The 23,598-nt window shown below is 43.8% G+C and carries 25 protein-coding genes and 1 tRNA gene; 12 read left to right on the top strand and 14 right to left on the bottom strand.

Going from position 1 to position 23,598, the window contains the following annotated elements; all coding sequences use genetic code 11:
- From FSB76_RS23725 to FSB76_RS23740, 4 genes are all read left to right on the top strand, one after another.
- Nucleotides 1–1,236, top strand: a complete 1,236-nt coding sequence (locus FSB76_RS23725; RefSeq protein WP_147057811.1) for a TolC family protein — start codon at nucleotides 1–3, stop codon at nucleotides 1,234–1,236.
- On the top strand, nucleotides 1,220–2,485 hold the full coding sequence (locus tag FSB76_RS23730; protein WP_158642968.1) for an efflux RND transporter periplasmic adaptor subunit: 1,266 nt from the start codon (nucleotides 1,220–1,222) through the stop codon (nucleotides 2,483–2,485). Before FSB76_RS23725 ends, FSB76_RS23730 begins: the two co-directional genes overlap by 17 nt.
- Nucleotides 2,475–3,716 (top strand): efflux RND transporter periplasmic adaptor subunit, encoded by a 1,242-nt coding sequence (locus FSB76_RS23735; RefSeq protein ID WP_147057816.1) that lies wholly within the window; start codon nucleotides 2,475–2,477, stop codon nucleotides 3,714–3,716. Before FSB76_RS23730 ends, FSB76_RS23735 begins: the two co-directional genes overlap by 11 nt.
- Nucleotides 3,717–3,942: 226 nt before the next feature.
- Nucleotides 3,943–4,437: a nuclear transport factor 2 family protein gene (locus FSB76_RS23740; protein WP_147057818.1), complete on the top strand. Its 495-nt coding sequence runs from the start codon at nucleotides 3,943–3,945 to the stop codon at nucleotides 4,435–4,437.
- A gap of 56 nt (nucleotides 4,438–4,493) precedes the next feature.
- On the opposite strand, the gene FSB76_RS23745 is transcribed toward FSB76_RS23740, so the two are convergent.
- Complete coding sequence (locus FSB76_RS23745; protein WP_147057820.1) at nucleotides 4,494–4,718, bottom strand: DUF6965 family protein; 225 nt, start codon at nucleotides 4,716–4,718, stop codon at nucleotides 4,494–4,496.
- A 216-nt stretch (nucleotides 4,719–4,934) separates the two neighbouring features.
- On the opposite strand from FSB76_RS23745, the gene FSB76_RS23750 reads away from it, so the two are divergent.
- Both FSB76_RS23750 and FSB76_RS23755 read left to right on the top strand, forming a co-directional pair.
- Entirely contained in the window at nucleotides 4,935–6,722 is a 1,788-nt protein-coding gene (locus FSB76_RS23750; RefSeq protein WP_147057822.1) for an ABC transporter ATP-binding protein, read from the top strand.
- Between the two features lie 165 nt (nucleotides 6,723–6,887).
- Nucleotides 6,888–7,220: a DUF3276 family protein gene (locus tag FSB76_RS23755; protein WP_147057824.1), complete on the top strand. Its 333-nt coding sequence runs from the start codon at nucleotides 6,888–6,890 to the stop codon at nucleotides 7,218–7,220.
- Nucleotides 7,221–7,295: 75 nt separating this feature from the next.
- Here the strand turns inward: FSB76_RS23755 and FSB76_RS23760 are convergent, their stop codons facing one another.
- Both FSB76_RS23760 and mgtE read right to left on the bottom strand, forming a co-directional pair.
- Nucleotides 7,296–7,793, bottom strand: a complete 498-nt coding sequence (locus tag FSB76_RS23760; RefSeq protein ID WP_147057826.1) for a DUF5362 family protein — start codon at nucleotides 7,791–7,793, stop codon at nucleotides 7,296–7,298.
- A gap of 82 nt (nucleotides 7,794–7,875) precedes the next feature.
- Nucleotides 7,876–9,249, bottom strand: coding sequence for a magnesium transporter (gene mgtE, locus FSB76_RS23765; protein WP_147057828.1), 1,374 nt, complete (start codon nucleotides 9,247–9,249; stop codon nucleotides 7,876–7,878).
- 232 nt (nucleotides 9,250–9,481) lie between these two features.
- Here mgtE and ychF point away from each other — a divergent pair, with 232 nt between their 5' ends.
- Nucleotides 9,482–10,585: a redox-regulated ATPase YchF gene (ychF, locus tag FSB76_RS23770; RefSeq protein ID WP_147057830.1), complete on the top strand. Its 1,104-nt coding sequence runs from the start codon at nucleotides 9,482–9,484 to the stop codon at nucleotides 10,583–10,585.
- 337 nt (nucleotides 10,586–10,922) lie between these two features.
- Here ychF and FSB76_RS23775 read toward each other — a convergent pair whose 3' ends face one another.
- The 3 genes from FSB76_RS23775 to FSB76_RS23785 all read right to left on the bottom strand — a co-directional run bounded on the left by FSB76_RS23775 (nucleotide 10,923) and on the right by FSB76_RS23785 (nucleotide 13,728).
- A complete protein-coding gene (locus FSB76_RS23775; protein ID WP_147057832.1) occupies nucleotides 10,923–11,681 on the bottom strand; it encodes a hypothetical protein in 759 nt (252 codons plus the stop codon).
- 122 nt (nucleotides 11,682–11,803) lie between these two features.
- The gene (locus FSB76_RS23780) at nucleotides 11,804–13,054 is read right to left on the bottom strand and encodes a sensor histidine kinase (protein WP_147057834.1); all 1,251 of its coding nucleotides are present in this window, start codon (nucleotides 13,052–13,054) and stop codon (nucleotides 11,804–11,806) included.
- Nucleotides 13,051–13,728 carry a response regulator transcription factor gene (locus FSB76_RS23785; protein ID WP_147057837.1) on the bottom strand — a complete coding sequence of 226 codons (678 nt, stop codon included), beginning with the start codon at nucleotides 13,726–13,728 and terminating at the stop codon, nucleotides 13,051–13,053. The genes FSB76_RS23780 and FSB76_RS23785 overlap by 4 nt, the downstream gene beginning before the upstream one ends.
- A gap of 269 nt (nucleotides 13,729–13,997) precedes the next feature.
- Between FSB76_RS23785 and FSB76_RS23790 the strand changes: the two genes are divergently transcribed.
- The gene (locus FSB76_RS23790) at nucleotides 13,998–14,669 is read left to right on the top strand and encodes a cytochrome b/b6 domain-containing protein (RefSeq protein ID WP_147057839.1); all 672 of its coding nucleotides are present in this window, start codon (nucleotides 13,998–14,000) and stop codon (nucleotides 14,667–14,669) included.
- A gap of 119 nt (nucleotides 14,670–14,788) precedes the next feature.
- Here the strand turns inward: FSB76_RS23790 and FSB76_RS23795 are convergent, their stop codons facing one another.
- From FSB76_RS23795 to FSB76_RS23830, 8 genes are all read right to left on the bottom strand, one after another.
- Nucleotides 14,789–15,478: a VIT1/CCC1 transporter family protein gene (locus tag FSB76_RS23795; protein WP_147057841.1), complete on the bottom strand. Its 690-nt coding sequence runs from the start codon at nucleotides 15,476–15,478 to the stop codon at nucleotides 14,789–14,791.
- A gap of 244 nt (nucleotides 15,479–15,722) precedes the next feature.
- Nucleotides 15,723–15,794 (bottom strand) — tRNA-Arg (locus FSB76_RS23800).
- Between the two features lie 84 nt (nucleotides 15,795–15,878).
- On the bottom strand, nucleotides 15,879–16,607 hold the full coding sequence (locus FSB76_RS23805; protein WP_147057843.1) for an esterase family protein: 729 nt from the start codon (nucleotides 16,605–16,607) through the stop codon (nucleotides 15,879–15,881).
- A gap of 69 nt (nucleotides 16,608–16,676) precedes the next feature.
- Nucleotides 16,677–17,267: a GDSL-type esterase/lipase family protein gene (locus tag FSB76_RS23810; RefSeq protein WP_147057845.1), complete on the bottom strand. Its 591-nt coding sequence runs from the start codon at nucleotides 17,265–17,267 to the stop codon at nucleotides 16,677–16,679.
- Between the two features lie 89 nt (nucleotides 17,268–17,356).
- Nucleotides 17,357–17,737: a DUF1801 domain-containing protein gene (locus FSB76_RS23815; protein ID WP_147057847.1), complete on the bottom strand. Its 381-nt coding sequence runs from the start codon at nucleotides 17,735–17,737 to the stop codon at nucleotides 17,357–17,359.
- Nucleotides 17,730–18,488: an NADAR family protein gene (locus FSB76_RS23820; RefSeq protein ID WP_147057849.1), complete on the bottom strand. Its 759-nt coding sequence runs from the start codon at nucleotides 18,486–18,488 to the stop codon at nucleotides 17,730–17,732. Before FSB76_RS23820 ends, FSB76_RS23815 begins: the two co-directional genes overlap by 8 nt.
- A 1-nt stretch (nucleotide 18,489) precedes the next feature.
- Nucleotides 18,490–18,846, bottom strand: coding sequence for a DUF1801 domain-containing protein (locus FSB76_RS23825; protein WP_147057851.1), 357 nt, complete (start codon nucleotides 18,844–18,846; stop codon nucleotides 18,490–18,492).
- Between the two features lie 80 nt (nucleotides 18,847–18,926).
- On the bottom strand, nucleotides 18,927–19,583 hold the full coding sequence (locus tag FSB76_RS23830) for a hypothetical protein (RefSeq protein ID WP_147057853.1): 657 nt from the start codon (nucleotides 19,581–19,583) through the stop codon (nucleotides 18,927–18,929).
- Nucleotides 19,584–19,715: 132 nt separating this feature from the next.
- Between FSB76_RS23830 and FSB76_RS23835 the strand changes: the two genes are divergently transcribed.
- The 4 genes from FSB76_RS23835 (at nucleotide 19,716) to FSB76_RS23850 (ending at nucleotide 23,004) form a co-directional block, all read left to right on the top strand.
- On the top strand, nucleotides 19,716–21,017 hold the full coding sequence (locus FSB76_RS23835; RefSeq protein ID WP_147057855.1) for a DEAD/DEAH box helicase: 1,302 nt from the start codon (nucleotides 19,716–19,718) through the stop codon (nucleotides 21,015–21,017).
- A 15-nt stretch (nucleotides 21,018–21,032) separates the two neighbouring features.
- The gene (locus FSB76_RS23840; RefSeq protein WP_147057857.1) at nucleotides 21,033–21,302 is read left to right on the top strand and encodes a DUF1456 family protein; all 270 of its coding nucleotides are present in this window, start codon (nucleotides 21,033–21,035) and stop codon (nucleotides 21,300–21,302) included.
- A gap of 261 nt (nucleotides 21,303–21,563) precedes the next feature.
- Nucleotides 21,564–22,103, top strand: a complete 540-nt coding sequence (locus FSB76_RS23845; RefSeq protein ID WP_147057859.1) for an AAA family ATPase — start codon at nucleotides 21,564–21,566, stop codon at nucleotides 22,101–22,103.
- 430 nt (nucleotides 22,104–22,533) lie between these two features.
- Nucleotides 22,534–23,004: a hypothetical protein gene (locus tag FSB76_RS23850; RefSeq protein WP_147057861.1), complete on the top strand. Its 471-nt coding sequence runs from the start codon at nucleotides 22,534–22,536 to the stop codon at nucleotides 23,002–23,004.
- Nucleotides 23,005–23,598 lie beyond the last annotated feature (594 nt).

Raw genomic sequence — 23,598 nt, forward strand, 5'->3', positions numbered from 1 at the left:
ATGAAAGCAAAATATCAAATTATATATACCCTGTTCATCTGCCTTACCGGAGCAACCGCGCAGGCACAGGAGCGCTTGCCGCTGGATAGTGTTTTGGCTAAAATAAATGCCAACCCGGCCTTGCTGGCATACGATGCCACGATAAGTGCACAGGATGCCTACGCCACCGGCGCCAAAAACCTGGATGCACCTAAAATCAGCGCCGGACAATACCAAACGCCATACCGGCTAAACCCAAATGGAGGGGCCCTGATGATACAGGCAGAGCAAATGTTTACCAACCCAGCCAAGCTGAAAGCCAAGGAAGCTTATATGCAGGGAATGTCTAAAGTAACCGCGGCTGACAAAGGCAACCTGAAAAACCAGCTCATGGCCCAGGCCCGGCAATATTATTATGAGCGGGTAGTGCTCGAAAAAAAACTGGCCCTGCTGCAAAATACGGAGGGTTTGCTGCAATACATGCTGAAGGATGCCAATATCCGGCTTACCTACGGCAAGGAAAAGCTGCCCAATATTTACAAAGCCAAAGCCGAACTGTTTGAACTGGATAACGCCCGCGAACAGCTGAACAACGACTTAAACCAACGAAACATTATGCTGAACACGCTGATGAACAGGGACCGCCAAACCGCCTTTGCTGTAGATACAAATGTTATATACCAGGATTACGAAACAGCTATAGTTGATACCGCAGCGCTGGCCGCGCAGCGCAGTGATATTAAAGGAATTAGCCGCAATATTGAGTTGCAGCAATTGAACGCCCAGGTTGAATACAGCAAGCGTAAACCCGATTTTGGCGTACAGGCGGCACATATGCAAAGTTATGGCGGGTATGCCAACCAATACATCCTGATGGCTTCGGTTACCATACCCATCGTTCCCTGGGCGTCTAAAGAATATAAGGCCAACCTAAAGGGCATCCGCTATGAGGTGGCAGCGCTACAGCAAAAAAAAGCCGACCTGCTTAACCAGGCCCAGGGCCAGTTAGCCGGTTTAAAAACCTACATCGGTAGCAAAAAGCGGCAGCTTAACATCTATAACCGGCAAATTATACCTGCGCTGCAAAACGCTTACAAAACCGCTTTGCAGGCATATGACCAAAATACGGGGGACCTGCCCACCGTACTCGATGGCATAAAAAGCCTGCAAACAGCCCGCATGGCAGCCCTTGACCGTTTACAGGAACTTTTAACATCACAGGTAGCTTATGAAAGGGAGTATGAAAGCACTAAATAAAATCTTTACAGTATCACTGTTGGTTATGCATGTGTTGTTAAGTGCCTGCAGCAACCCAAAGCCGGCCCCCGCTGCACAAAAACAGGCTAAAAGCGATGTAAAATATACCTGCCCAATGCACCACCAAATTATGGAGAATAGTCCCGGCAGTTGCCCCATTTGTGGCATGACCCTGGTAAGAAAAACAGGCCAGGCCGGCGAGGAGCCTGGGGTTAGCCTTGGCACGGTTTTGCAACCGGTTAACAGCAGCGTTGTGTCGTCGGTACCTGCCATTACGCCGGTTCAAAGATCTGTCGCTACCGAAATTAATGGCGATGGCTACCTTGATTTTGATACCCGCACGTTTAATAACATAGCATCCCGGTTTTCGGGGCGGATAGAAAAATTGTATATCAGATATGCTTTCCAGGAAATACATGCCGGGGAGCGCGTTTTTGATATTTACAGCCCCGATATGGTTACCGCCCAGCAAGATCTGGTATACCTTACCCGCAATCCGGTACCCGAGCCCGAACTGGTAAACGCGGCCCGTCAAAAGTTACTACTACTGGGCATGACCATGGCGCAGGTAAACCAGGTAGCTAAAACAGGCAAAGCCTTTTATAGCCTGCCCGTTTACAGCCCTTATACCGGCCACGTGCATGATACACAGCACAGCCAGATGGCAGGCCCGCCGGTAGCCGAAACGCCGGGCGATTTGGCAGCCAGCCAGCCCCTAACTGTCAAAGAAGGCATGTATGTAACCAAAGGCCAAACCTTGTTTAATGTTGTTAACCCGCACAGCCTTTGGGCTATTGTTAAAATCGACCGTTCATCAGTTTCGGCTTTAAAATTAAACCAGCAGGTTCAATTGCAGCTGCCCGATATGCCTGGTAAAACCATCATCGGTAAAGTGAATTTTATCGAGCCGGTTTTACAGCAGGGCGATAAAACCACCAGTATACGGGTTTACGTGGATAACATGGATCATAGCCTTAAAGTAAACACCCTGGTTAAAGCCAAAATACAAACCGGCATCGCCGATGGCTTATGGATACCCAGGGAGGCAGTTGTTGACCTTGGGCAAACACAAGTGGTATGGCTAAAAAAAGGTGCGGCCTACCGGGCCCGCCAAGTTAGTACAGGCCTGATGAATGGCAACTATATCCAGGTAGCCAAAGGGCTTATGCTTACCGATAGCCTGGCCTCCAACGCGCAATATTTAACCGATAGCGAAAACTTTATTAAAGTTCAAAGTCATGAACAGTAACTATTTTTTAAAATATTTCTTTTTGATGCTGTTGGCGGTTAGCCTGTTTACCGGCTGTAAGCAAAAGCCACAGGTGCCGGCTGTCAAAACAGCGGTGCAGCCCAAAGCTTACTACACCTGCTCCATGCATCCACAGGTACATGAGGATCATCCCGGTAATTGCCCCATTTGCGGCATGAAACTGATTAAGGTCGGGCTTACCGCCGCTGCCGGCGATGCCGCTCACATAAGAATAAGCCTAACCGCCACGCAACAGCAGTTAGCAGCCATACAAACAGATACCATCGGCACAAAAAACACTGCAGCCCAAAAAATGCTGACGGGTACGGTAACAACCGACGAAACCGCCGCCCGGGAACTTAGCGCCAGGACAGCCGGTCGGGTACAGCAGCTTTTTATACGCGCCATTGGCGACCAGCTAACCACAGGCCAGCCGGTTTATACCCTTTATAGCGAAGATTTGCTGGAGGCCGAGAAAGAATACCTGCTGGCCCGGCAGCAACAAAAGCTCCTGCACAATCCTGATGTTGATTATAAACAACTCACGGCCTCGGCCGAAAGCAGGCTGCGGTTATGGGGCCTGTCATCCGCACAGATCAATAACCTCGCGACTTCGGGCAAAGCCGCGGCCACAACAACCATACTGAGCAACGTGAGCGGAACGGTAAGCGAAATAGGGGTACACGAGGGCGATTATGTTACCGAAGGCATGACCATTTTAAAAACCCAGTCGCTGAATAATTTGTGGGTGGAAGCCCAGTTGTACGCCGGCGAAAGCGGCGGCTATAAAATAAATGACCGGGTAACCCTGTCGTTCCCTGACCTGGACGGGCAAACCACCGACGGCAAAATAGCGTTTATTAGCCCCGAATTATCAGATGCCTCCAAAGTAAACCTGCTGCGCATCAGTGTGCCAAACCCGCAAGGCTTATTAAGGCCGGGCATGCTGGCTTATGTAAGCGCGGCAACAGGGAGCAACCAATCTCTGGCAGTACCCGCGTCGGCCGTTTTAACCGATGGCAAGGGCAACAAAGTATGGATAAAAAATACCGACGGCAGTTTTTCGCCCAGAAAGGTTACCGTAGGCCCCGGCAACCGGCAATACGTACCCGTACTTTCCGGCCTGAACAACGGCGACGTGGTTGTAACAAACGGCACCTATTTATTAAACAGCGAAGCCATATTTAAAAACGGAAACGAAGCTGATATGAGTGGGATGAAAATGCAATAAAAGGCGGTTAATACTCCCTGTAATGAAATTCACCATCCTATTCACTACTTAGCATATTGTTTACCCATCAGCCGGGCCTGCTACAGGGCAGGAACCGCAGCATTAAGCTTTTCAATACCCAAACCCTCACACCTCAATCATATGATTGCCCGCGCAATTATTTTTGCTCAGCAGTAACTACAGCCCACCCACGTGCGTCTATCCGGTATAGTTAATACTTTTAATCATGACAACGCCCCGTTTATTTTTCCGTATATGTTTTTCGGTAATGTTTATTGCCCTTACAAGTGGTTTTGCCGTTAAGGCCCAAACCACTGTTTTTAAACCAAAAGATGCAGCCCTGTTTAAAACCATAGCGCACATGGATAGTGTAATGTTTAACGCCTTTAATAATCGCCAGCTGGATGTGATGAAGGGTTTATTTACTGCCGATGTGGAGTTTTATAATGATGGTAAAGGTGTTACCGGTTATGATGCCACTATAGCCGGTTTTAAAGGCATTTTTGAAAACAAACAAGCCGCCGACCTGCGCCGCGACCTGCTGCCCGAAAGCCTGGAGGTATACCCTATGCCGGGTTTCGGCGCTATTGAAATGGGCACCCACCGTTTTACGCATACCGAAAACGGTAAGCCGGTAATTGGCGTTATGAAATTTGTACACATTTGGCAGCTAAAAGACGGCCAATGGAAGGTGAGCCGTGTGGTAAGCGTTGGGCATTGATAAAAAACTGTCAGTATTTTAAACAAATAGCCGCCGCTGTCTCTACCTGTTATCAGCTACCAGGCGCGCGGGATTCCCGGCCCATCGTAAGGATGTTCAAGCGCGTTGACGATGCGCATGAGGCGATGCCTGGCGCCGCTATGTTTAACTTCGGTACGCATGGTTTCCAGGTTGCGGGCCACGGCTTCTTTCACGTCGTGTTGGGTGGTTGCCCGGTCAATTCTTAAACTTTGGGGTAAATCTGCGGTTTCAAAATAAGCTGTCAACTCCTGCTCTGTCATGCCGCAAAGGTAAAAAAGCAAACCGGTAATCGGTGATGCCTTTTTACCTTTCACCTTTTACCCTTCGCCTTTAACCTTTCGCCTTTACACCTGTTATTTTCTTACATCAATGTTACTTTTCGGCCATCAACAATCCACTCAAAATTTAATACTTTTGGTCAGACGGAAAAGCAGACTTTCGGACTTGCCGACTTTCCTAACTTCCGGACTATATAAATGAAAGACCTCGCATACCTCAATAAGTTTTTTTACAAATACCGCTGGCGGCTAATCCCGGGCGTGTTGTTTGTAATTATATCCAACATTTTTGGTGTACTGCCGGCCCAGGTTATCCGGGTAGCGTTTGACCTGGTTACCGAGAACATTGGCGCCTACCACCTTTTTGCAGGCTTTAATCGCCAGGGCATGATCTATGATATTTTTGGCAGCAGTTTGATGCTGTTCGGCGTGCTGGTACTGGTGTTGGCCTTGTTAAGGGGGCTGTTCCTTTTTTTTATGCGCCAAACCATCATCCTGATGTCCAGGCATATCGAGTATGATTTAAAGAACGAAATTTATAGTCACTACCAGCGCCTGTCGCTGGCTTTCTACCGCCGCCACAACACCGGCGACCTGATGAACCGCGTTACCGAAGATGTGAGCCGGGTGCGTATGTACCTCGGGCCGGGCATCATGTATACCATTAATACCGTGGTGCTGTTTGTAATGGTAATTTATGCCATGCTTACTGTAAATGTGCGGCTGGCGGTATGGTCGGTATTGCCGCTGCCGGTGCTGGCGGGGATTATTTACTATGTAAACAACGTTATCAACTACCGGAGCGAACAGATCCAGGAACGGCTGTCGGGCTTATCAAGTTTTGTGCAGGAGAATTTTTCGGGCATTAGGGTAATCAAATCCTATGTCAGGGAAGCCTTTGTACGGGAAAAATTTGCCGCCGAAAGTGAAAATTATAAAACGCACTCAATGGCGCTCGCTAAGGTGCAGGCTATGTTTTACCCCATTATGCTGTTGCTGGTTGGCCTGAGCAACGTAATTACCATGTATGTGGGTGGGGTAGAGGTAATGAAAGGCAATATTACATCGGGCAATATCGCAGAATTTATTGTATACCTGAATATGCTCAATTTCCCGGTGATTGCCCTGGGTTGGGTAACTTCGCTGGTGCAGCGGGCGGCCGCGTCGCAAAAGCGGATCAATGAATTTTTGCATCAGCAGCCCGAAATCATTTCATCAAAAGCACCGGTATACGCCATTAAAGGCGCACTTGAATTTGATAATGTATCGTTCACTTATCCTGATACCGGTATACAGGCTTTAAAAAATGTATCATTCAAAGTTGAACCGGGGCAAATGGTTGCCATTATTGGGCGTACAGGATCTGGCAAATCAACCATAGCCAACCTGGTTATGCGCATGTATGATACTACCGGAGGCGAAGTTTTGGCAGACAACATACCCCTGCAACAGCTTAACCTGGAGGGTTATCGTTCGCAAATTGGCTTTGTGCCGCAGGAAGTTTTCCTGTTTAGCGATACTATTGCCAACAATATAGCCTTTAGTGCCGATGTACTTGATTTGCCCGTGGTGGAACAAGCCGCACGGGATGCCGCTGTTTACAATAACATTATGGAGCTTGAGCACGGCTTTACCACTTTAATAGGCGAACGTGGCGTAACCCTGTCGGGTGGCCAAAAACAGCGTGTATCTATCGCCAGGGCTATTTTTAAACATCCGCAAATATTGATATTTGATGATTGTCTTTCGGCTGTTGATACCCGTACCGAAGAAGAAATATTAAATAACCTTGGCCGTGTAATGCAGGGGAAAACCAGCATTATTATAGCGCACCGTATATCAACAATAAAAAATGCCGATAAGATACTGGTGATGGATAACGGCGAAATTGTTGAACATGGCAACCACGAATACCTGATGCAGCTTAAAGGAACCTATTTTGAACTGTATGAAAAGCAGCTGTTAGAAGAAGAGCAGAATGCCTAACTCCTCCGGTTGACGAATATCTAAGTTCGTGGCAATAATAAATTTAACTTGCGCACAAAAAAATCCCTGTTTTGTTTTAAAAGTTGCAATAAAAATGAATAAAATACTTGCACTTTGAATTTTTATTTATATTTATGCCAACCAAAACTAATTTCAGGGATATTTATGGGAGATTTTGACAATAGAGAACGTGAAGAGGTATTTTCTAAAAAGGTGAGAGCCGGGAAGAGAACGTATTTTTTTGATGTAAAAGCAACCCGCTCAAACGATTACTATGTTACGATAACAGAGAGTAAAAAGCGTTTGGAGGATGGTGTGTTTATTAAGCACAAGATTTTTTTATACAAAGAGGATTTTGAAAAATTTGCCGAAGGTTTAAAAGACACAGTTGATTACATCAGGGCTAACCAGGATGTGGTTGAAAAACGTTATGAATACGGCGAAAATCCGGAAGTTGCCAAAGCATCGGCCGATGAGGATTTTTCGTTTGAGATTTAACAGTGCGATACCAGGCTACAATATGATATAATTAAACCCTGCCCATAAGGCAGGGTTTTTATTTTAGTAAGGAGCTTACATTCCTGCCGACATATCTTTTGCCATAGTAGCAGCAAACGCTACAAAACATATTATTGCTAATATGTATACGCAAATGAAAACTATGGTTACAATTCCCCATAGCTTAAAAAACGATTTTAGCTTACCCAGGCCAGCTGTTATGTGGGCTGTATCCTTAAAGTTTACACCTGCCTTTATTTTTACCGCAAACTGGTAAAGATAAAGCGCGAAGAAAAAATAAAGCAGATCAATTAACAGGTAAAAAATAGTAACGCCGCTGCCAAAACCTGCCATCATTTTCAGGCCGGGATTGTATGGCATCGTTTCGGCCATTTTTGAAAAAATAGTACCTATTGATAAGGCTAACAAAGCAAATAAGCCGCAAAAAATAAAGCCCAGGATACCTAAAAAGGTGGCCCATTTACCTGCCGACAGCAAATAGCTTTGCGCTTCGGCTGTTAAAATGATTTCGGTTGAGCCTGGAGGGGTGATGTAGGTTTCGTCAGTTTCCATTATTAGTGTTTAAGTTTAAGTGTTTATATGTACTAAAGATATATAAATAATTAAGCAAACAATAATTTTGAATGCAATGAAACTACAGCAAAGTGCCCTTCATAAATAATAACGCTATTGAAAAATAAATGATAAGCCCGGTAACATCAACAAGGGTGGCTACAAACGGGGCGGAAGATGTAGCCGGGTCGGCACCCAGTTTTTTCAGGATGAGTGGCAGCATTGATCCTGCTAATGATCCCCATAAAACCACACCAATTAAAGCGCAGCCTACAGTTAACCCAACCAGCATCCAATACGGGCCGTAAAGGTGCGGCCAAACCATGGCAAAGGCAAAAATACGAAAGAAACCAATGATGCCTAAAGTAGCTCCCAGCATCAGGCCCGAGAGTAACTCGCGACGCATTACACGCCACCAGTCGGTTACGGTTACTTCGCCAAGGGCCATTGCCTGTATTATCAAAGTAGATGCCTGTGAGCCGCCATTACCGCCACTTGATATAATAAGCGGGATAAACAATGCCAGTACAACCGCTTTTTCTATCGACTTTTCAAAAAAGCCCATGGCGGTAGCGGTTAACATTTCGCCTAAAAATAAAATGATGAGCCAGCCTACGCGTTTTTTTACCAGTTTAAACAGGTTAATATCCAGGTAAGGCTCATCCAGTGCCTCGGTACCACCAATTTTTTGAATGTCTTCGGTATATTCTTCATTGGCTATCCAAAGGATATCATCAACGGTAACAATCCCTAATAAAATATTTTCTTTATCAACTACCGGGAGGGCAGTGCGGTTATTCATTCTGAAAACGTTGATAGCTTCTTCCTGCGGATCGCTGGCGCTCAGGGCTATCAGGCGGCCATCCATCAGGTCAGATACCTTTGTTTCGGGTTTTACCAACAATATTTCGCGGATACGGATATCGTCAAGCAGGATGCCATTTTCGTCAATTACATAAATTACATCAATGGTTTCGGAATTTTTACCGTACCGGCGGATGTGCGAGAGTACCCTTGTAACATCCCAGTTTTTTTTAACGGCGATGTAATCGGGGGTCATTAAACGGCCAACGCTATCTTCTTCATAACCTAAAAGCGATAATGCTTCTTTCCGGTTTTCGGGTGATAAATGCAGGATCAGTTTTTTAACCGCGTCGCCATGCAATTCGGCAAAAAGGGCAGTACGGTCATCCGGGGGGAGTTCGTTAACCAATTCGGCAACTCTTGGACCCGATAGTTTTTTAATGATGCGCTCCTGCGTAGGGAAATCCAGGATACGGAATACGTTAACTGCGCGGTTAAGCGAAAGTATCTCGATAAATAAGGGGCCGTGTTCAGGAAGTTCATCAATCAGTTCTTCAACATCCGATATATTGAGGTTATTCAAATATTCCTGTAATTGGGTATTGTTGTCCTGCTCCAGTAACAATTCTATTTGCTCAACCATCTCTTCCATATAAATACCCTCGTTTTTTACATCGTATTATTAATGTGATCCTGTTTTTTAACGAGGGCAAAAGTCGTTTATTTTTTCAAATAATCCGGCAAAAAATTCTGTTATCTTTGCGGGAATTTTGGGTGAGTGGTTGATTAGGTGAATGGTTGATTAGGTTAGTTAAAACTTGCATAGTCTTCATCACTTTTAACTCAATCAACCATTAACCTAATCAACTTAATCAACTTAAAGAATGGGTTTACAATGTGGGATAGTAGGTTTGCCAAATGTGGGTAAATCAACACTTTTTAATTGCTTATCAAATGCCAAGGCGCAGGCGGCTAACTTTCCGTTTTGCACCATCGAGCCAAACGTAGGCGTAATTACCGTACCGGATGAGCGCTTAACAAAGCTTACTGAAATAGTTCAGCCCAAAAACATAGTGCCAAACGTTATCGAAATTGTGGATATTGCCGGCCTGGTAAAAGGCGCCAGCAAAGGCGAGGGTCTTGGTAACCAGTTTTTGGCCAATATTCGCGCTACCAACGCTATCATCCACGTATTGCGTTGCTTTGATAACGATAACGTGATTCACGTTGATGGCTCGGTTGACCCCATCCGCGATAAAGAGATCATCGATACCGAATTGCAGCTAAAGGATTTAGATTCTATCGAGAAAAAGATTCAGAAAGTTGAAAAAATGGCCAAAACCGGCGGCGATAAAGAGGCTAAAAAAACCTTTGATGTTTTAACCGTTTATAAAAACCACTTACTGCAAGGTAAATCGGCCCGTACTGCACCGGTTGAAGAAGAAGATAAAGAATATGTTGCCGACTTATGGCTGCTTACCGCTAAACCCGTAATGTATGTTTGTAATGTAGATGAAGGTTCGGTAGCCAACGGCAATGCTTATGTAGAGCAGGTTAAAGCTGCCGTAGCCGAAGAAAAAGCCGAGGTGTTGATCATATCTGCCCAGATTGAGGCCGAAATTGCCGAATTGGAATCGTACGAGGAACGCCAGATGTTTTTAAACGATCTGGGTTTAACAGAATCGGGCGTTAATAAACTGATAAAAGCTGCTTACCGCTTGCTAAACCTGGCCACCTATTTTACAGCCGGTGTACAGGAAGTACGCGCCTGGACAATTACCCAGGGTTTTACAGCACCGCAGGCCGCCGGCGTTATTCATACCGATTTTGAAAAAGGCTTTATCCGCGCCGAAGTTATTAAATATGACGATTTTGTAAAATTTAACGGCGTGGAAGCTACGATAAAAGAGAACGGTAAAATGGGTATCGAGGGTAAAACCTACATTGTGCAGGATGGTGATATTATGCACTTCAGGTTTAATGTTTAATTAAACAATATAGAGCAGGGAAATCAAGGCGTTATCGAAAGTAATCAATACGCGGTTCCGCCCGGCCTGCAATAAAGAGGGAGTGCTTTTAGAGGCATTCCCTTTTTTTCTGCTGAATTTACGCATTTGATATGGCAGAATAGCCTCATAGCAGTGCTATATCCATACTGCATTTAAAAGTTGATCCTGAAAAAGGTAGCACCTACGGCGCAAAAAACATTGTCTGTGGATCTTCTACAAACAGGTAGCCTCTACGAGGCAGCTTAAAAGTGTATTATCTTGTAAAGGTCAACCGTTTGTAGCTGAGAAAGTCTAAAAGTGATTGCTATAAACGCTATCAAAACCTCCTGCCAATAATGATTTTAACAATTGCTTTATCCGCATTTGAAGTAAATCCGTAGCCTATGCCTCCGTTAACTTCCCATTTGGGGTCGAAGTTGAGGTCGGTTGCTATAAATAATTGGTGGTCCTGCTGTTTGAATGCATCATAATGGAAAAATGGCCCGGTACTTCCGTAATACTCTAACCCAAGCGCTACAACTTTGGTTACATCGTAACTGCCTTTAACATTGGGCGAGAAGGTAAACCCGCGGTTAACGTCGGGCCCGGCAAAGCTTTTTTCTAATGTTGGGTTTACAGAAATATATAGTTTATTCCATTTTTTATCCACAATAGGCCTTATTTCAAGCGTGCTGGTATTGGCAGAGAACGCGCTTTTTTGAAAACCAAATTCGGTAGAGATACTGACGCCCACCGGCCAGTTCCAGCTTTGCGGGGCTGCTACCCTTGGCCGGATATGTGAGCCCACATATGCAGTTCGCCCGCCATCGCCTATCGAATTAAAAAAATAGAAGCCCGTTTCAAACCAGGGAGTCCAGCCGTGAGTTATCTCGATAGTTTCATGTACAACATGGTTGGTAGGTAATTCGCCATTGACACTTGTGTTACTGCCGTTGATGGTATAATTACTATGAAGCTCTACCATGGTATTGCCCTTTTCTACCGTTTCTGAACCATATACCTGGATTTCGTAGTTATCCTGTGCTTTAAGTTGTAAGGAGATAAAGGCAAAGGCCAGCAAGCATAAATATTTCATTGAGTTTGTACTTTTATAATGTACACCAAAGGCATACACGATAAAACTATGGTGACAATCTGAAGCAAAACTGAAGTTAACCGCTAAATTTTAATTGTATCACTAAGGTGACAAAATACGCTCTAAAACGTGATTACAAAAGCGTGTAAAACTGTTTCGTGATGGTAATGGATGGTGTAGCCGTAATGCTGGCAAATGTTTTTCACCAGCGTTAATCCCAGGCCGGTACCCTGCGATTCTTTACCTTTTTGAAAGCGCTCAAAAATAAGGTCGGTGTTTAATGGATTAGCGCCCCCGCTGTTTTTTATGGATAATGAATGTGTTGTTAATTGGATAATAACCACGCCCCCTGTATTGTTGTGCCTGATGGCATTGCTGAACAGGTTGTTTAACAAGATATCAACCAGGTATTTACTGGCCAGTATCTGCTTAGGTTGAAGTTGATGCTGAAGCGAAAGGTTTTTGCTTTGCATTAATTCCTGAAATTGCTGCATCTTTTCGGCCAGTATAATGTCAAGCTCAATGGGTTCTTCCTCGGTTATGAGTTTGTTTTCTAACTTGGCAAGTAATAACAACGATTGGTTAAGCCGGCTTGATTTATTAATGGAACTGTAAATATCTGTTATCTGCGCCAACTGATTTGCACCCAAAGTTTCGTCTTGTATCAGTGTATCCAGTTTGGTTGTTACTACTGCCAGCGGTGTCATCATTTCATGCGATGCATTTTCTGTAAACTGTTTCAGTTTCAGGTAATCGTGTGTTACCCTTAATGACATTTCCCGGATGGCTTCGTTTAGTTCGGTAAATTCGTCTACCTCGCTTGGTTTTCCGGTAAATTGGTCAACGTCGGCAATATTAAATTGCTTTATTTCCTTTAATGTTAGCTGGAAGGGCTTCCAGAGGCCCTTAAGCAGGTATTTGTTGGTAATAAACAGCACAAACAATAAGCCAGCCAGTAATGTGAGCGTAATAATGGTGATAACCTCGATAAGATATTTTTGTCCGGCCCTGGAAATGGCGATAACTACTTTGTAATTGCTGCTTTTTACTTTAACCAGGTCTTCTACCGCGCGGCCGGCTTCGGCCCGTTGTTCTTTGGGGTTAAAATAAGTTGTATCAAAAAAACGTTTTTGCAATTGCTGCAGGTTTGTTTTTACAAATACTGCGTGGTCCCGGTCCAGGTCATACAATTGCGGGTTTTGGTCATTACTCCTGGCATATTCTTCGGCCTCGGTTAATTGTTGCTGAAGGCCACGGTCAAGCTGTTGTTGCGCTATATAATTAATTGCAAAATAATAAATAACCGCCCCAAACAGTAAAACGGTTAGGGTAATGTATACGCTTGTGCGGGTGTAATGCTCAGCTAATTTCATGAGCTGATAAATTTGTAGCCAAGCCCGTATATGGACGTCAGGTAGTCTTTGCCGCCTGCATCCAACAGTTTCCTGCGCAGGTTTTTGATATGGGTATAAATGAAATCGAAGTTATCGTGCATATCCATTTCGTCTCCCCAAAGGTGCTCGGCAATGGCATTTTTGGATATTACCTTACCTTTATTGGCAATAAAATAAAGAAGCATTTCGTGTTCTTTACGTGTAAGTATAATGGGCGTGTCATTTACCTCAACAGTTCTGCCCGGTATATCAATCGCAATTTCGTTAAATATCAGCTTGTTATTGGTGTTTAACGCTTTCCGGCGGTATACTGCCATTAAACGCGCCTTTAGCTCCGCCAGGTGAAATGGTTTTGTCAGGTAATCGTCGGCACCAAGGTTTAGCCCCTTCAGCTTATCATCCAACGAGTTGCGGGCCGAAATGATCAGCACGGCCTCATTCTTATGGTGGGTCCGTAAAAATTCAAGCACATCAAATCCCTGGCCGTCTGGCAAACCTATGTCCAATAGTACGCAATCGTAGTCGTAATCGGCTAATTTTTGTAGCGCTGCAGTTAATCCACCGCAGCTTTCGCATATATTGCCGTCAACATTCAGGTAGCTTGTTATGTTTTCACGTAAGCTTTGCTCATCTTCTATTACCAGGATTTTCAATGCGGTTTTTTAATCAAAGATAAAATGCGAAATTGAAGATAAACTGAAGTACGCCTCCTTTTGGGGATCATGATGTAGTAACTACAGATTTGCTTCATATTCTTGTGGTAATTTACAAAAAAATATACCTCAAAACGCCAGTATACCATTATCGCCCAAAAGGATAAACGATCCTTTGTAACAATCCGGAAGGCGAGCGGGGGCAAATTGGTTTGATAAATGGAATTGTTTATCTTTTGGGCAAAACAGGCAGCTAAAATAAAATCAATATGGCAATTATTGAACCTATTCGTGAGGATGTTACCCATCCCGGACATATTAAAAAATATTCGGCGCCCCTTCGCCTTTGGCATTGGGCCAATACTATTGTCATCAGTGGTTCGCTGCTTACCGTATTAATTAATGCAACCATTACCGATAGAAGGCCCGTAACAGCACTGGTTAAAGATGAGCTGAAGCACGCGGGTGCCGCAGTAACCGACGACCAGGCCGGCTCTGTTGCCCACGCGCTTGGCGACAGCGTATGGAGCATTCATACCTATTTTGGATATGCATTAGCTGCTTTGCTATTGTTTAGATTGGTACTGGAGTTTTTCCAGTTAGCCGATCAAAAATTCATCGGTAGAATAAAAGGCGCGTACCGGCATTTTCAAACTACTAAAAAGGAAAGAGAACTTGCAAAGCATGAACTTGTTGTAAAAAGTATTTACGCTGTGTTTTATTTGTTGCTTATTATTATGGCTTTAACCGGTTTATTCCTGGCTTTTGAAGATCTGCTGGCGCCATTCAAATCTATTAGGCACAGTGTTAAAGAGGTTCATGGTTTTTGCATGTACCTTATTATTGCTTTTATTGTTGTTCATATTGCAGGCGTTTTCCTGGCCGAGCGAAAGGATGATGGCAAAGGCATGGTTTCGGATATGATCAACGGCGGTAAATAATAGTGTAGTGGGATAGTCTTAAGCCGAAAATCATAAGTCTTGAGTTCTAAGTCTTGAGTAGGAAGCCTGACGTCTGAATTGTGATTTTGGCTTAGAACTTAGAACTCAAGACTTCAGACTTATTTCCCGGTAATCAACTTGGCCATCAGGAAAGCGGCTCCGGCGGCAAGCGCGCCAATAACTACTACTTTAAAAGCGCCGCTTAGTGCCGGCTGGCCTGTCATTTTACTTTTAAAGTAGCCAAATATAAACAGGCATATCAAGGTAACCCCGCATGAGTAATATAAGGCCTCCTGGGCCCGGTCGATAATAATATATGGAGACAGGGGGATGATGCCGCCAATAATGTAGGATACACCAATGGTGATAGCGCTTTTGGTGGCGCGGTTAGCGTTGGGTTCTTCAAGCCCAAGTTCATAACGCATCATAAAATCTACCCATTGCTTTTTGTCTTTAGCCAACTCATCGGCAATTTGCCTTTGCAATGGTTCAGACAGGCCGAACCCGGCAAACACTTCCATTACTTCGGCTTTTTCCTGCTCGGGTAGTTTCTCTACTTCCTCATACTCCCGTTTTAATTCCGATTGGTAATGATCTACCTCCGTGCGCCCGGCAAGGTAACCGCCCAGGCCCATGGCAATTGATCCGGCAACAATTTCGGCAATGCCCGCAGTTACCACAAGGGTAGATGAACTGATGGCCCCGCTTAAACCAGCTGCCAGGGCAAATGGAACGGTTAAGCCGTCGGACATGCCGATAACAATGTCCCTGATAGTTTCCGAGCTGGTTACATGGTGTTCGTGATGCATTTAAATTGTTTTAATAACGAATATACTACTGTTAAGTTATAGTAGTGAGCCTGAATGGTAAGTTAGAATTATTCTTGATTTAGAACCTAAAGGGCCCCGCTAATTCTGTTGTTGTTTTTGGTGCTGGTGGCTGTGGTTTATGCGGAAAAGCATGGCATTTCACACCTGGACGAATAAAACCGCTCAAATTCCGCTCAAACTAAATTAAAAAACCCGCTTATTTAGGTATAAACGGGTTTTAATGTGCTCCCGACGAGATTCGAACTCATATCGATGGTACCGGAAACCATAATTCTATCCATTGAACTACGGAAGCAATGGCGCAAATATATAAAAATGATAGTTAAAACAGTCGAAATTTGAAAGAAGATATATGGGCTAAGCCTGGTTAATATCGCGTTTATAAATACAAAGCAACCATTTGCCGCCAATACCTTGGCCGGTGCGCGTAATTATCCCAAATGTATAATTGGTGTGGGATGTCTTTGCCGCTGAGTAAGGCGCTAAAATCGCGGTTACTGTGTACAAACGGATCTGTTTCGCCTACGGCCATGATGATCTCGATGTTACGAATGGCATCTAAAATGGCGCCGTCATGCAGGTTGGCCATAAATTGCTGGGGCATGTTAAAGTAAATGTCCTCATCGCGGTAGCCATCAAACAAATCTTTAAAATCGTCTATTTGCAGGGTGAGATCAAAACGCCCGCTCATGCATACAACTTTTTTAAAAACAGACGGGTGTCTCATAGCGATGTTGATGGCATGGAACGATCCCATGCTGCAACCTGCAACTTCAAAGTAACTGCCGCTATTTTGGCTGCGCATAAAAGGTAAAACCTCGGTAAGGATATACTGCTCGTATTGCAAATGGCGCGCTATGCGTGTGGCCGGATGCACCCAGTGGTTATAAAAGCTTTCGATGTCAATACTATCTACACAAAAAAGCTGGATTTCGCCGTTTTCAATTTTGGTTTGCAGCGCCTCAACAATGCCCCAGTTTTCGTAGTCATAAAACCGCGCCATCCGGGTAGGAAAAAACAGCACTGCCCGGCCTGCATGCCCAAATACCAATAGCTCCATATTACGGTGTAAACTGGCGCTAAACCATTTGTGATAGGCTCTGTTCATTTGTGGTCCGGCGTTTTGCTGCGAAATTTCCAAAACAAATGTTAATCAAAATTAAATAAATGGTAATGCTTACCTGTTAATATTAGCTGTAATAACCTGTTTCCATAACTGGTAACCAAGCGGGCTTAAATGCAGGCCATCGCCAACAAAATATTCTTTTTTAGGGTAGCCTTTGGCGTCAACCATCTCTTTATAGATATTAATAAATCGCCAGTTGTTGGTGTTTTTAACTATTTCGGTCTCGATAAGATTATTGGCGTATTTAAATTTATCAATAATGTTCCATCGGCTAAGGCTTGGTTTTAATGAAACAAAATAGCAGGGTAAATCGCCGTAACGGTGCTGCACTTCGGCAACCAATTGCTGAAAAAATATAAAAACTTCTTCTGGATGGCGGCCATCGCCCAAATCGTTATCGCCGGCGTATATAACCAGCCGCCTGGGGCTGTAGCTTTCCATCACCCGGTCAAAAAACCAAACACATGCCGCCAGGGTCGATCCGCCGAAACCCAGGTTAACGGGTTTTAATTCCTTAAAATCATCCTTAAGCCCTGTCCACATTCTAATAGACGAACTGCCGTAAAAAATAGTTTCGGGCTCATATTCCTTGTTCAAACTAACTTTTTCAAGTTGTTTAATATCCTCTTCGTACCAATACATTAAACTATTTTAGCGTTTGCGTAATAAATAAACAGTATTTAAAACCATTAGCGGGCAATATAGTACAAACATTTATTTCTATTGTTAACTCAACGGATTTTTATCATCCCGGTTTTGTACAGATCAATAGCCAGCTTCAAAATTTCTTCAATAGTTTCAACCGGCAAATCCTCACCGGCATCAAAAAGCATAATTTTCATGCGTGCCCGTTTTTCGATGATCAGCCCCGGATGATCAAAACGTTTGCCTTCAACAATGCCGATATAAGGCTGCAGCAATTTTTTATGCACCCACAGGTAGCAAAACATTTTGCCTTTATAGCAAAAAAATGGCATCCCATATTTCCAGGCGGCAGTTATATCGGCATCCTGTTTCAGGATAATCTGGCGCAGCGCCAGCAGGCAGCCTTTTACAGGTTCGTTTTTTTGCAGGTAAAAATTATCAAGCTGTGTTAGCGTATCATCAGTCATAATAATTCCAATCGTAGGGAGATGGGGTGGTTAGCCTCAGAATTTCCTTGTCCCTATCGGATAAAGAATTGTAGTAAAAACCATATTTCATTGCAGCGTCTTCGCCTTTGCCCATACCCCAAAACATGCCCATCGATTCAACTCCTGGGAACAATTTCCATGGCGGGGCCACTAAGGGGGCAAATGCCTCAAAATGGCCAAATTCCTTTAAAAAATCCCTCACTTCCATTAATGCAAAACCCAATAAGTTTGGTCCGCGCCAGCAATAAATATTATTCACGTCTTCATTATCCTGCGCCAGGCCAATACCCCAAATGGTATCAATCGGGCTGGCTTCTACCAATACCCTGTCGCCGGTATTTATCAAATATTCGGCAAATTTAGGATGCTGGTTAAACTTATGGATATTGCCGGTAACGACTATCCCAAACCGTTTTTGTGCCCATATAATTTCGTCGAAGCCCAACACCTGTCTGCCTAATTCCTTTACTTCGCCGGGGCTGTTGGCGGCAATTATTTTTTCGCTGATTTTTGGATTACCAAACAACATGGCTTTATTGGCCATCATCCAATGTTCGGCTGTTTTGTAGGTAATGCCATCAACAGTAAAAGGCAATTCAAACCATTGGCTAAAACACGATTTATTAATTTCGGCCCGTTTGGTCCTGTGCCCCCAAAAGAACAGGTACTTAATAGCGTCGCCGTTTTCAAATTTATCGGTGAGCCATTGCAGGCTATAATTTTGTTCCATCTTATAAATCCCGTTTTACCAGTTCAATTGCCATATCCAAAACCTGTTTAATGGTATCTTTAGGTAATTCTTTCCCTGCATCCATTATCATTATTTTTATCCGCGACCGGTTTTCAAAAGTAAGGTCGGGGTGTTCCATTCGTTTACCTTCATTAAAGCCGATAAAGGGCTGTTGTAGTTTTTTATGCGTCCATATATAGCAAAACATTTTTCCTTTATATAAAAAGAAAGGCATATTAAATTTCCAGGCGTTGGTGATATTCTTATCGTGTTGCAGAATGATATCCCTTAAGGCAAGAAAACTGCTTTTTAATGGCTCGTTTTGTTCAATGTAAAACTGATCTAATGGCAATAACATATCCTATTTTTTTACAGAGTCCTTGGTCGCGATTCGGCGTATGTAATTTACAGGTGATTGAGTAAACATAAATCTGTTGTTTATGCAACTTCTGGCATTAATAACGATACAAGGAACATTATACTGCAAATTGCCAATATAAAGTATATGAACATTTTAATATCTTTAAATGTCCGTCCTTCCTTTAATATCAAATTCCTGAACGGGACGGACACGATGAACGTTAAACAAAGTAATGCCATAAAGCCCGTTGCCAATCGCATGCCCATGAACATATCCCGAGGGTTGTTTTGCGCGACTACGCGGTAGAACTGCGGAATAAGCAGCGCGTTCCAGATAACTATTATGATGATTACAGCAGGAATCTTCATAGCAAATGCCCCCTGCGATTGTAAGTCAATAATTTGCGTATCAATGTCGGGCTGCAATGCTGCTTTATTATCCAGGAAGCCGGTTTTGCCTATTTGTGCCATTGTTTCGTGGGCATCGCCAGTTGGCTTAAAAACTACGGGAGTTTTGTAATTGGGTACTATATGGTTGATGAGGATGCCTCCGCTGGAAAAATTGTCGCTATATGGCTCGATAGATACTACATCAGCCGGCCTGAAATGCAGCGTATATAACGACAGGTTTAAACTGAGTTGATTTTGTGTGACGGTTAAAGTAGCAAAAGGCCAGGTTGCACGCAGTGATGCATATTTTGCACCGCCGGTTTGTTTAAATTGATAAGTGTTCATTTGTTAGCGCTATGATTGACGCGTACCATAAAGCTAAATTTTTATTTTGAATTCCGAAATTATTGAACTATTTATCCCGCTTTTGCCTTTCGCAACCGGGAGACGGGGCTTTTACCTTATCTTTGCCACACAATGATAAAGCAAGCGCTCGAAAACCTTAAAATAAACACCCTGAACCAGATGCAGGAGGCAGCCATTAACGCGGCCAAAAAAAGCGATGTGATCCTGCTATCGCCAACCGGCTCTGGTAAAACGCTTGGGTTTTTATTGCCTTTGCTGGGTTTGCTGGATGCCAATATCCCCACCGTGCAGGCGTTGATTATGGTACCGTCACGCGAACTTGCCTTGCAGATTGAGCAGGTTTTCCGTACCATTGGCAGCGGCTTTAAAGTTAACTGCTGCTATGGCGGCCACCCGGTTAAAATTGAGCGCAACAATCTTTCGCAGCCGCCGGCCGTGCTTATTGGTACGCCGGGCCGCATAGCGCACCACCTGCGCCGTCACAGTTTTAGTACCGATACCATTCATACCCTGATACTGGATGAGTTTGATAAAGCGTTGGAATTTGGTTTCCAGGAAGATATGGCTTTTATCATTAAGCAGATGCCCAATATCAAAAAGCGGATGCTGACATCGGCCACCAAAATGGACGAAATTCCTTCGTTTACCGGCATGGTGAGACCGATAGAATTGGATTACCTGGCCAATGCCACCAACAAACCCGACATTAAACAAAAAGCGGTAATTGCCGAAGCCGCCGACAAACTGGATGCCTTGTTTGCCTTGATTTGCAAAATAGGCGACCAGGCCACACTGGTTTTCTGTAACCATCGCGAGGCTGTTGAACGCATCAGCGATTTGTTATATGACAGGGGACTGCCACACGATATTTTTCACGGCGGCATGGAGCAGGACGACCGGGAGCGGGCTCTCCTAAAATTCAGGAACGGCAGCCACCGCTTATTAATCACTACCGACCTGGCGTCGCGCGGGTTGGATATACCCGAGATAGAGCATGTGGTACATTACCAGCTGCCCCATAACGAAGAAGCTTACCTGCACCGCAACGGCCGTACAGCCCGCATGCACGCCAAAGGAACATCGTACCTGCTATTGGCGCCGGATGAGAAGCCATCCTATTTAAAAGAGATGCCCGAGGTTGAGGAACTGCCCGAACATCCGGTGGTGCCCAAGCCATCGCCCTGGGCAACGCTATATGTAGCTGCCGGTAAAAAAGACAAGGTAAATAAAATTGATATTGTTGGCCTGCTGCTTAAAAAAGGCGGGTTGGATAAAGAGGATGTAGGCCTGATAGAAGTGCTGGATTACACCTCATACGCGGCCGTGAAGCGTAACAAAATAGAAAAGGTTGTGCAGCAGATTAAGGGCGAAAAGATTAAAAACAAGAAGGTTAAAATAGATATTTCCATATAATTTAATACCAATAGCATGAGCAATAATGATATCATGAAAAAGCTGCGGGTAGCTATGAAGTTTACCGACGATGATATTGTAAAAGTATTGGAGCTGGCCAACTTCCGGATTACCAAAACCGAACTGGGCGCCATTTTCCGTGCCGATGATCACCCCAACTTTAAGCCCTGCGGCGACCAGATCCTGCGCAATTTTCTGAACGGCCTTATCATCTACAAACGCGGCCCTATGCCCGATAAGCGCGCGCCTAAGACTGAAGTGAAGAAAGAGGGAGAAAAAAAATAAGCTTTTTGCAGCAAAGCCGGCTGTGGGGACGCAGCCGGATGGGTGGGAATGGTATAATTAACAAAAAAATGTTATTTCGAACGAGGTACGAGGAGAAATCTTTTATGCCCTGCACCTCAAAAAGCCCATTGGAATGCAGGGCGTAAAAGATTTCTCTTTCGCCCCAGCGCTTGTCGCGTTGGCTGTGTCCTCACAGCCAACTATATCCTTGCAATAAAACCGGCTGTGGGGACACAGCCGATTGGATAAAGTTGTATTGTAATGCAGATTAATATTTTTGGAGCATCCGGCTCCGGCTCAACCACTTTGGGGAAAGCCCTGGGCAAGGCGCTTGGTTATCCCGCCTTTGATGGCGATGAATATTTTTGGATACCATCTGAAACCCCGTTCACCATTAAACGAAAACCGGAAGAACGTAATGCCATGCTTAACCAGGATACAGCCCCTCACAAAAATTGGATACTAAGCGGTTCGGTAGTCGGCTGGAACAATAACTGGGATTTCGACCTCTCAGTATTTTTATATATCCCGAACGCATTAAGAATGGACAGGCTCAAAAAACGGGAGTTTGAACGCTATGGCGACAAAATATACACTAACCCCGAACGAGCTGCCCTTTACCACAAATTTTTAGACTGGGCCAATGGCTACGACGATAATACCACCGATGGCCGCACCCTGCAGGTACACCAAAACTGGATAAAAAACCTGAAAAAGCCCGTTTTGATTATTGAAGGTGATACTACCGTTAATGAAAGGGTAGGGGCTGTATTGCGGAAACTGGAAGCAATGAAAAACTGATAATAAAAACAGAAATATAACTTACCTGGATATGGATGATAGTGATAGTATTTCCTTTGGAACGATTTAGCAGAACGAAAACTAACTCACTTAATCGTAACTACGCGTGGCAGGCGGTGGGGTTAGTTACAATGTCGATTAATTAATATTACATTTATTACCCCATATTTGCATTAAATGGAAAAGCTAAGGAATTTTTATGCCCTGTTTTGGATCCTGGGTTTAACCCTGTTGATTTACGCCTTCTTTAGGATTAAGCAGGAAATTTTCAGGCAAGGAAAACCAGCTACGGAAATAAAAAAGACGATCAAGTAACCAGATTTAAATCAATCGGTAATGCTACCTATTGCCTTTATATAGAAATAAAAAACTACTGATAATAAAAAATCACATTATTATGTGCAAAAGGTGCGTCTTCTTCCTTTTTGTGATGTTAATATTTTTTAGCGCCTGTGGTCGAAACCAAAATGATAAAATACAACGATCAATAAGTACATCAATTGATAGCTTAAAACGGCTAATCGACTTTCATTTGGATGTTAAGGCAGTCAGATGGGAAATGATGACAATTAACAATGAAGATAATCGATCTATTCCCGGGCCTAACGACAATACTTTATTTGCTGAAATTGAAATAAGCAGAATTGATTACAATACGCTTAAGGATAATTTTATTAAAGGTAAAGCGAATATCAAACGTGATGTGTACTTAAGAAAAGACTTTGTGAAAGATTGGTTTTCACCGAAAGTTAAATCGGTGTTTTATGAAGAAAACGAATATATACGTATCAATGTTCCTGTGTATGAACTTAACAACGAGATTATTGGGAAAACTTATTTTAGAGACGGCTTCTTTAGTTTGATAGGTGGTGATAAAATATTTATCCTGCTGGATAAGTGATAGGTAAATTAAAAGTTACAATACTTGCCGAACCTGGCGATAATATTTGCTGTAGTGCGAGTAATTATATGGAAAAGGCAGCATATTGATGGAGATAGAAACTTTGCTCTAAAGGAGTGAACTCGTTAATACCCATAAAAACAAACGCAACATTAATAAACTCCAAACGATGCTTCATGTTTTGTGAATTACGAAATTACTTTGTAGAGGCTACAACATCGGCCCGCTCATTCGCCGCGGGAAGGGCTTGTTCTTTTTCTTGAAAAAAAGAACCAAAATTCAAGTCAGCAGAAATGCTTCTTTGCGCTCGGGGCCTTTGCCCCGCAAAACGGCCAAAACCTGAGCTGGAATTATTTGCTCCCTTTGCTTTGCCCGCACAGGGCACCGCTTCTGGCAAAACTTCCTATGCCCTGCAGCCGCACTGCCCACCATCGTTTTGGCCGTTTTCGCCCGAAGCTGTTCTGCTGACACATTGGGGAAGACGAGAGCTTCTTATTATCAATAACCCGCAGCTGAAATTCTGCTAATTCTTTAATTCTGCAAAATTCTGGTTCAGACAAAGAATTGAAGCTGTTCTGCTGACACTTTGGGGAA

It is taken from the genome of Mucilaginibacter ginsenosidivorax (genome assembly GCF_007971525.1).
GTDB classification, from domain to species: Bacteria; Bacteroidota; Bacteroidia; order Sphingobacteriales; family Sphingobacteriaceae; genus Mucilaginibacter; species Mucilaginibacter ginsenosidivorax.

Excerpts from the sequence above, each read along its gene's own strand:
- FSB76_RS23725 (WP_147057811.1), top strand. The coding sequence starts at position 1 with ATGAAAGCAAAATATCAAATTATATATACCCTGTTCATCTGCCTTACC.
- FSB76_RS23730 (WP_158642968.1), top strand. The coding sequence starts at position 1,220 with ATGAAAGCACTAAATAAAATCTTTACAGTATCACTGTTGGTTATGCAT.
- FSB76_RS23735 (WP_147057816.1), top strand. The coding sequence starts at position 2,475 with ATGAACAGTAACTATTTTTTAAAATATTTCTTTTTGATGCTGTTGGCG.
- FSB76_RS23740 (WP_147057818.1), top strand. The coding sequence starts at position 3,943 with ATGACAACGCCCCGTTTATTTTTCCGTATATGTTTTTCGGTAATGTTT.
- FSB76_RS23745 (WP_147057820.1), bottom strand. The coding sequence starts at position 4,718 with ATGACAGAGCAGGAGTTGACAGCTTATTTTGAAACCGCAGATTTACCC.
- FSB76_RS23750 (WP_147057822.1), top strand. The coding sequence starts at position 4,935 with ATGAAAGACCTCGCATACCTCAATAAGTTTTTTTACAAATACCGCTGG.
- FSB76_RS23755 (WP_147057824.1), top strand. The coding sequence starts at position 6,888 with ATGGGAGATTTTGACAATAGAGAACGTGAAGAGGTATTTTCTAAAAAG.
- FSB76_RS23760 (WP_147057826.1), bottom strand. The coding sequence starts at position 7,793 with ATGGAAACTGACGAAACCTACATCACCCCTCCAGGCTCAACCGAAATC.
- mgtE (WP_147057828.1), bottom strand. The coding sequence starts at position 9,249 with ATGGAAGAGATGGTTGAGCAAATAGAATTGTTACTGGAGCAGGACAAC.
- ychF (WP_147057830.1), top strand. The coding sequence starts at position 9,482 with ATGGGTTTACAATGTGGGATAGTAGGTTTGCCAAATGTGGGTAAATCA.
- FSB76_RS23775 (WP_147057832.1), bottom strand. The coding sequence starts at position 11,681 with ATGAAATATTTATGCTTGCTGGCCTTTGCCTTTATCTCCTTACAACTT.
- FSB76_RS23780 (WP_147057834.1), bottom strand. The coding sequence starts at position 13,054 with ATGAAATTAGCTGAGCATTACACCCGCACAAGCGTATACATTACCCTA.
- FSB76_RS23790 (WP_147057839.1), top strand. The coding sequence starts at position 13,998 with ATGGCAATTATTGAACCTATTCGTGAGGATGTTACCCATCCCGGACAT.
- FSB76_RS23795 (WP_147057841.1), bottom strand. The coding sequence starts at position 15,478 with ATGCATCACGAACACCATGTAACCAGCTCGGAAACTATCAGGGACATT.
- FSB76_RS23805 (WP_147057843.1), bottom strand. The coding sequence starts at position 16,607 with ATGAACAGAGCCTATCACAAATGGTTTAGCGCCAGTTTACACCGTAAT.
- FSB76_RS23810 (WP_147057845.1), bottom strand. The coding sequence starts at position 17,267 with ATGTATTGGTACGAAGAGGATATTAAACAACTTGAAAAAGTTAGTTTG.
- FSB76_RS23815 (WP_147057847.1), bottom strand. The coding sequence starts at position 17,737 with ATGACTGATGATACGCTAACACAGCTTGATAATTTTTACCTGCAAAAA.
- FSB76_RS23820 (WP_147057849.1), bottom strand. The coding sequence starts at position 18,488 with ATGGAACAAAATTATAGCCTGCAATGGCTCACCGATAAATTTGAAAAC.
- FSB76_RS23825 (WP_147057851.1), bottom strand. The coding sequence starts at position 18,846 with ATGTTATTGCCATTAGATCAGTTTTACATTGAACAAAACGAGCCATTA.
- FSB76_RS23830 (WP_147057853.1), bottom strand. The coding sequence starts at position 19,583 with ATGAACACTTATCAATTTAAACAAACCGGCGGTGCAAAATATGCATCA.
- FSB76_RS23835 (WP_147057855.1), top strand. The coding sequence starts at position 19,716 with ATGATAAAGCAAGCGCTCGAAAACCTTAAAATAAACACCCTGAACCAG.
- FSB76_RS23840 (WP_147057857.1), top strand. The coding sequence starts at position 21,033 with ATGAGCAATAATGATATCATGAAAAAGCTGCGGGTAGCTATGAAGTTT.
- FSB76_RS23845 (WP_147057859.1), top strand. The coding sequence starts at position 21,564 with ATGCAGATTAATATTTTTGGAGCATCCGGCTCCGGCTCAACCACTTTG.
- FSB76_RS23850 (WP_147057861.1), top strand. The coding sequence starts at position 22,534 with ATGTTAATATTTTTTAGCGCCTGTGGTCGAAACCAAAATGATAAAATA.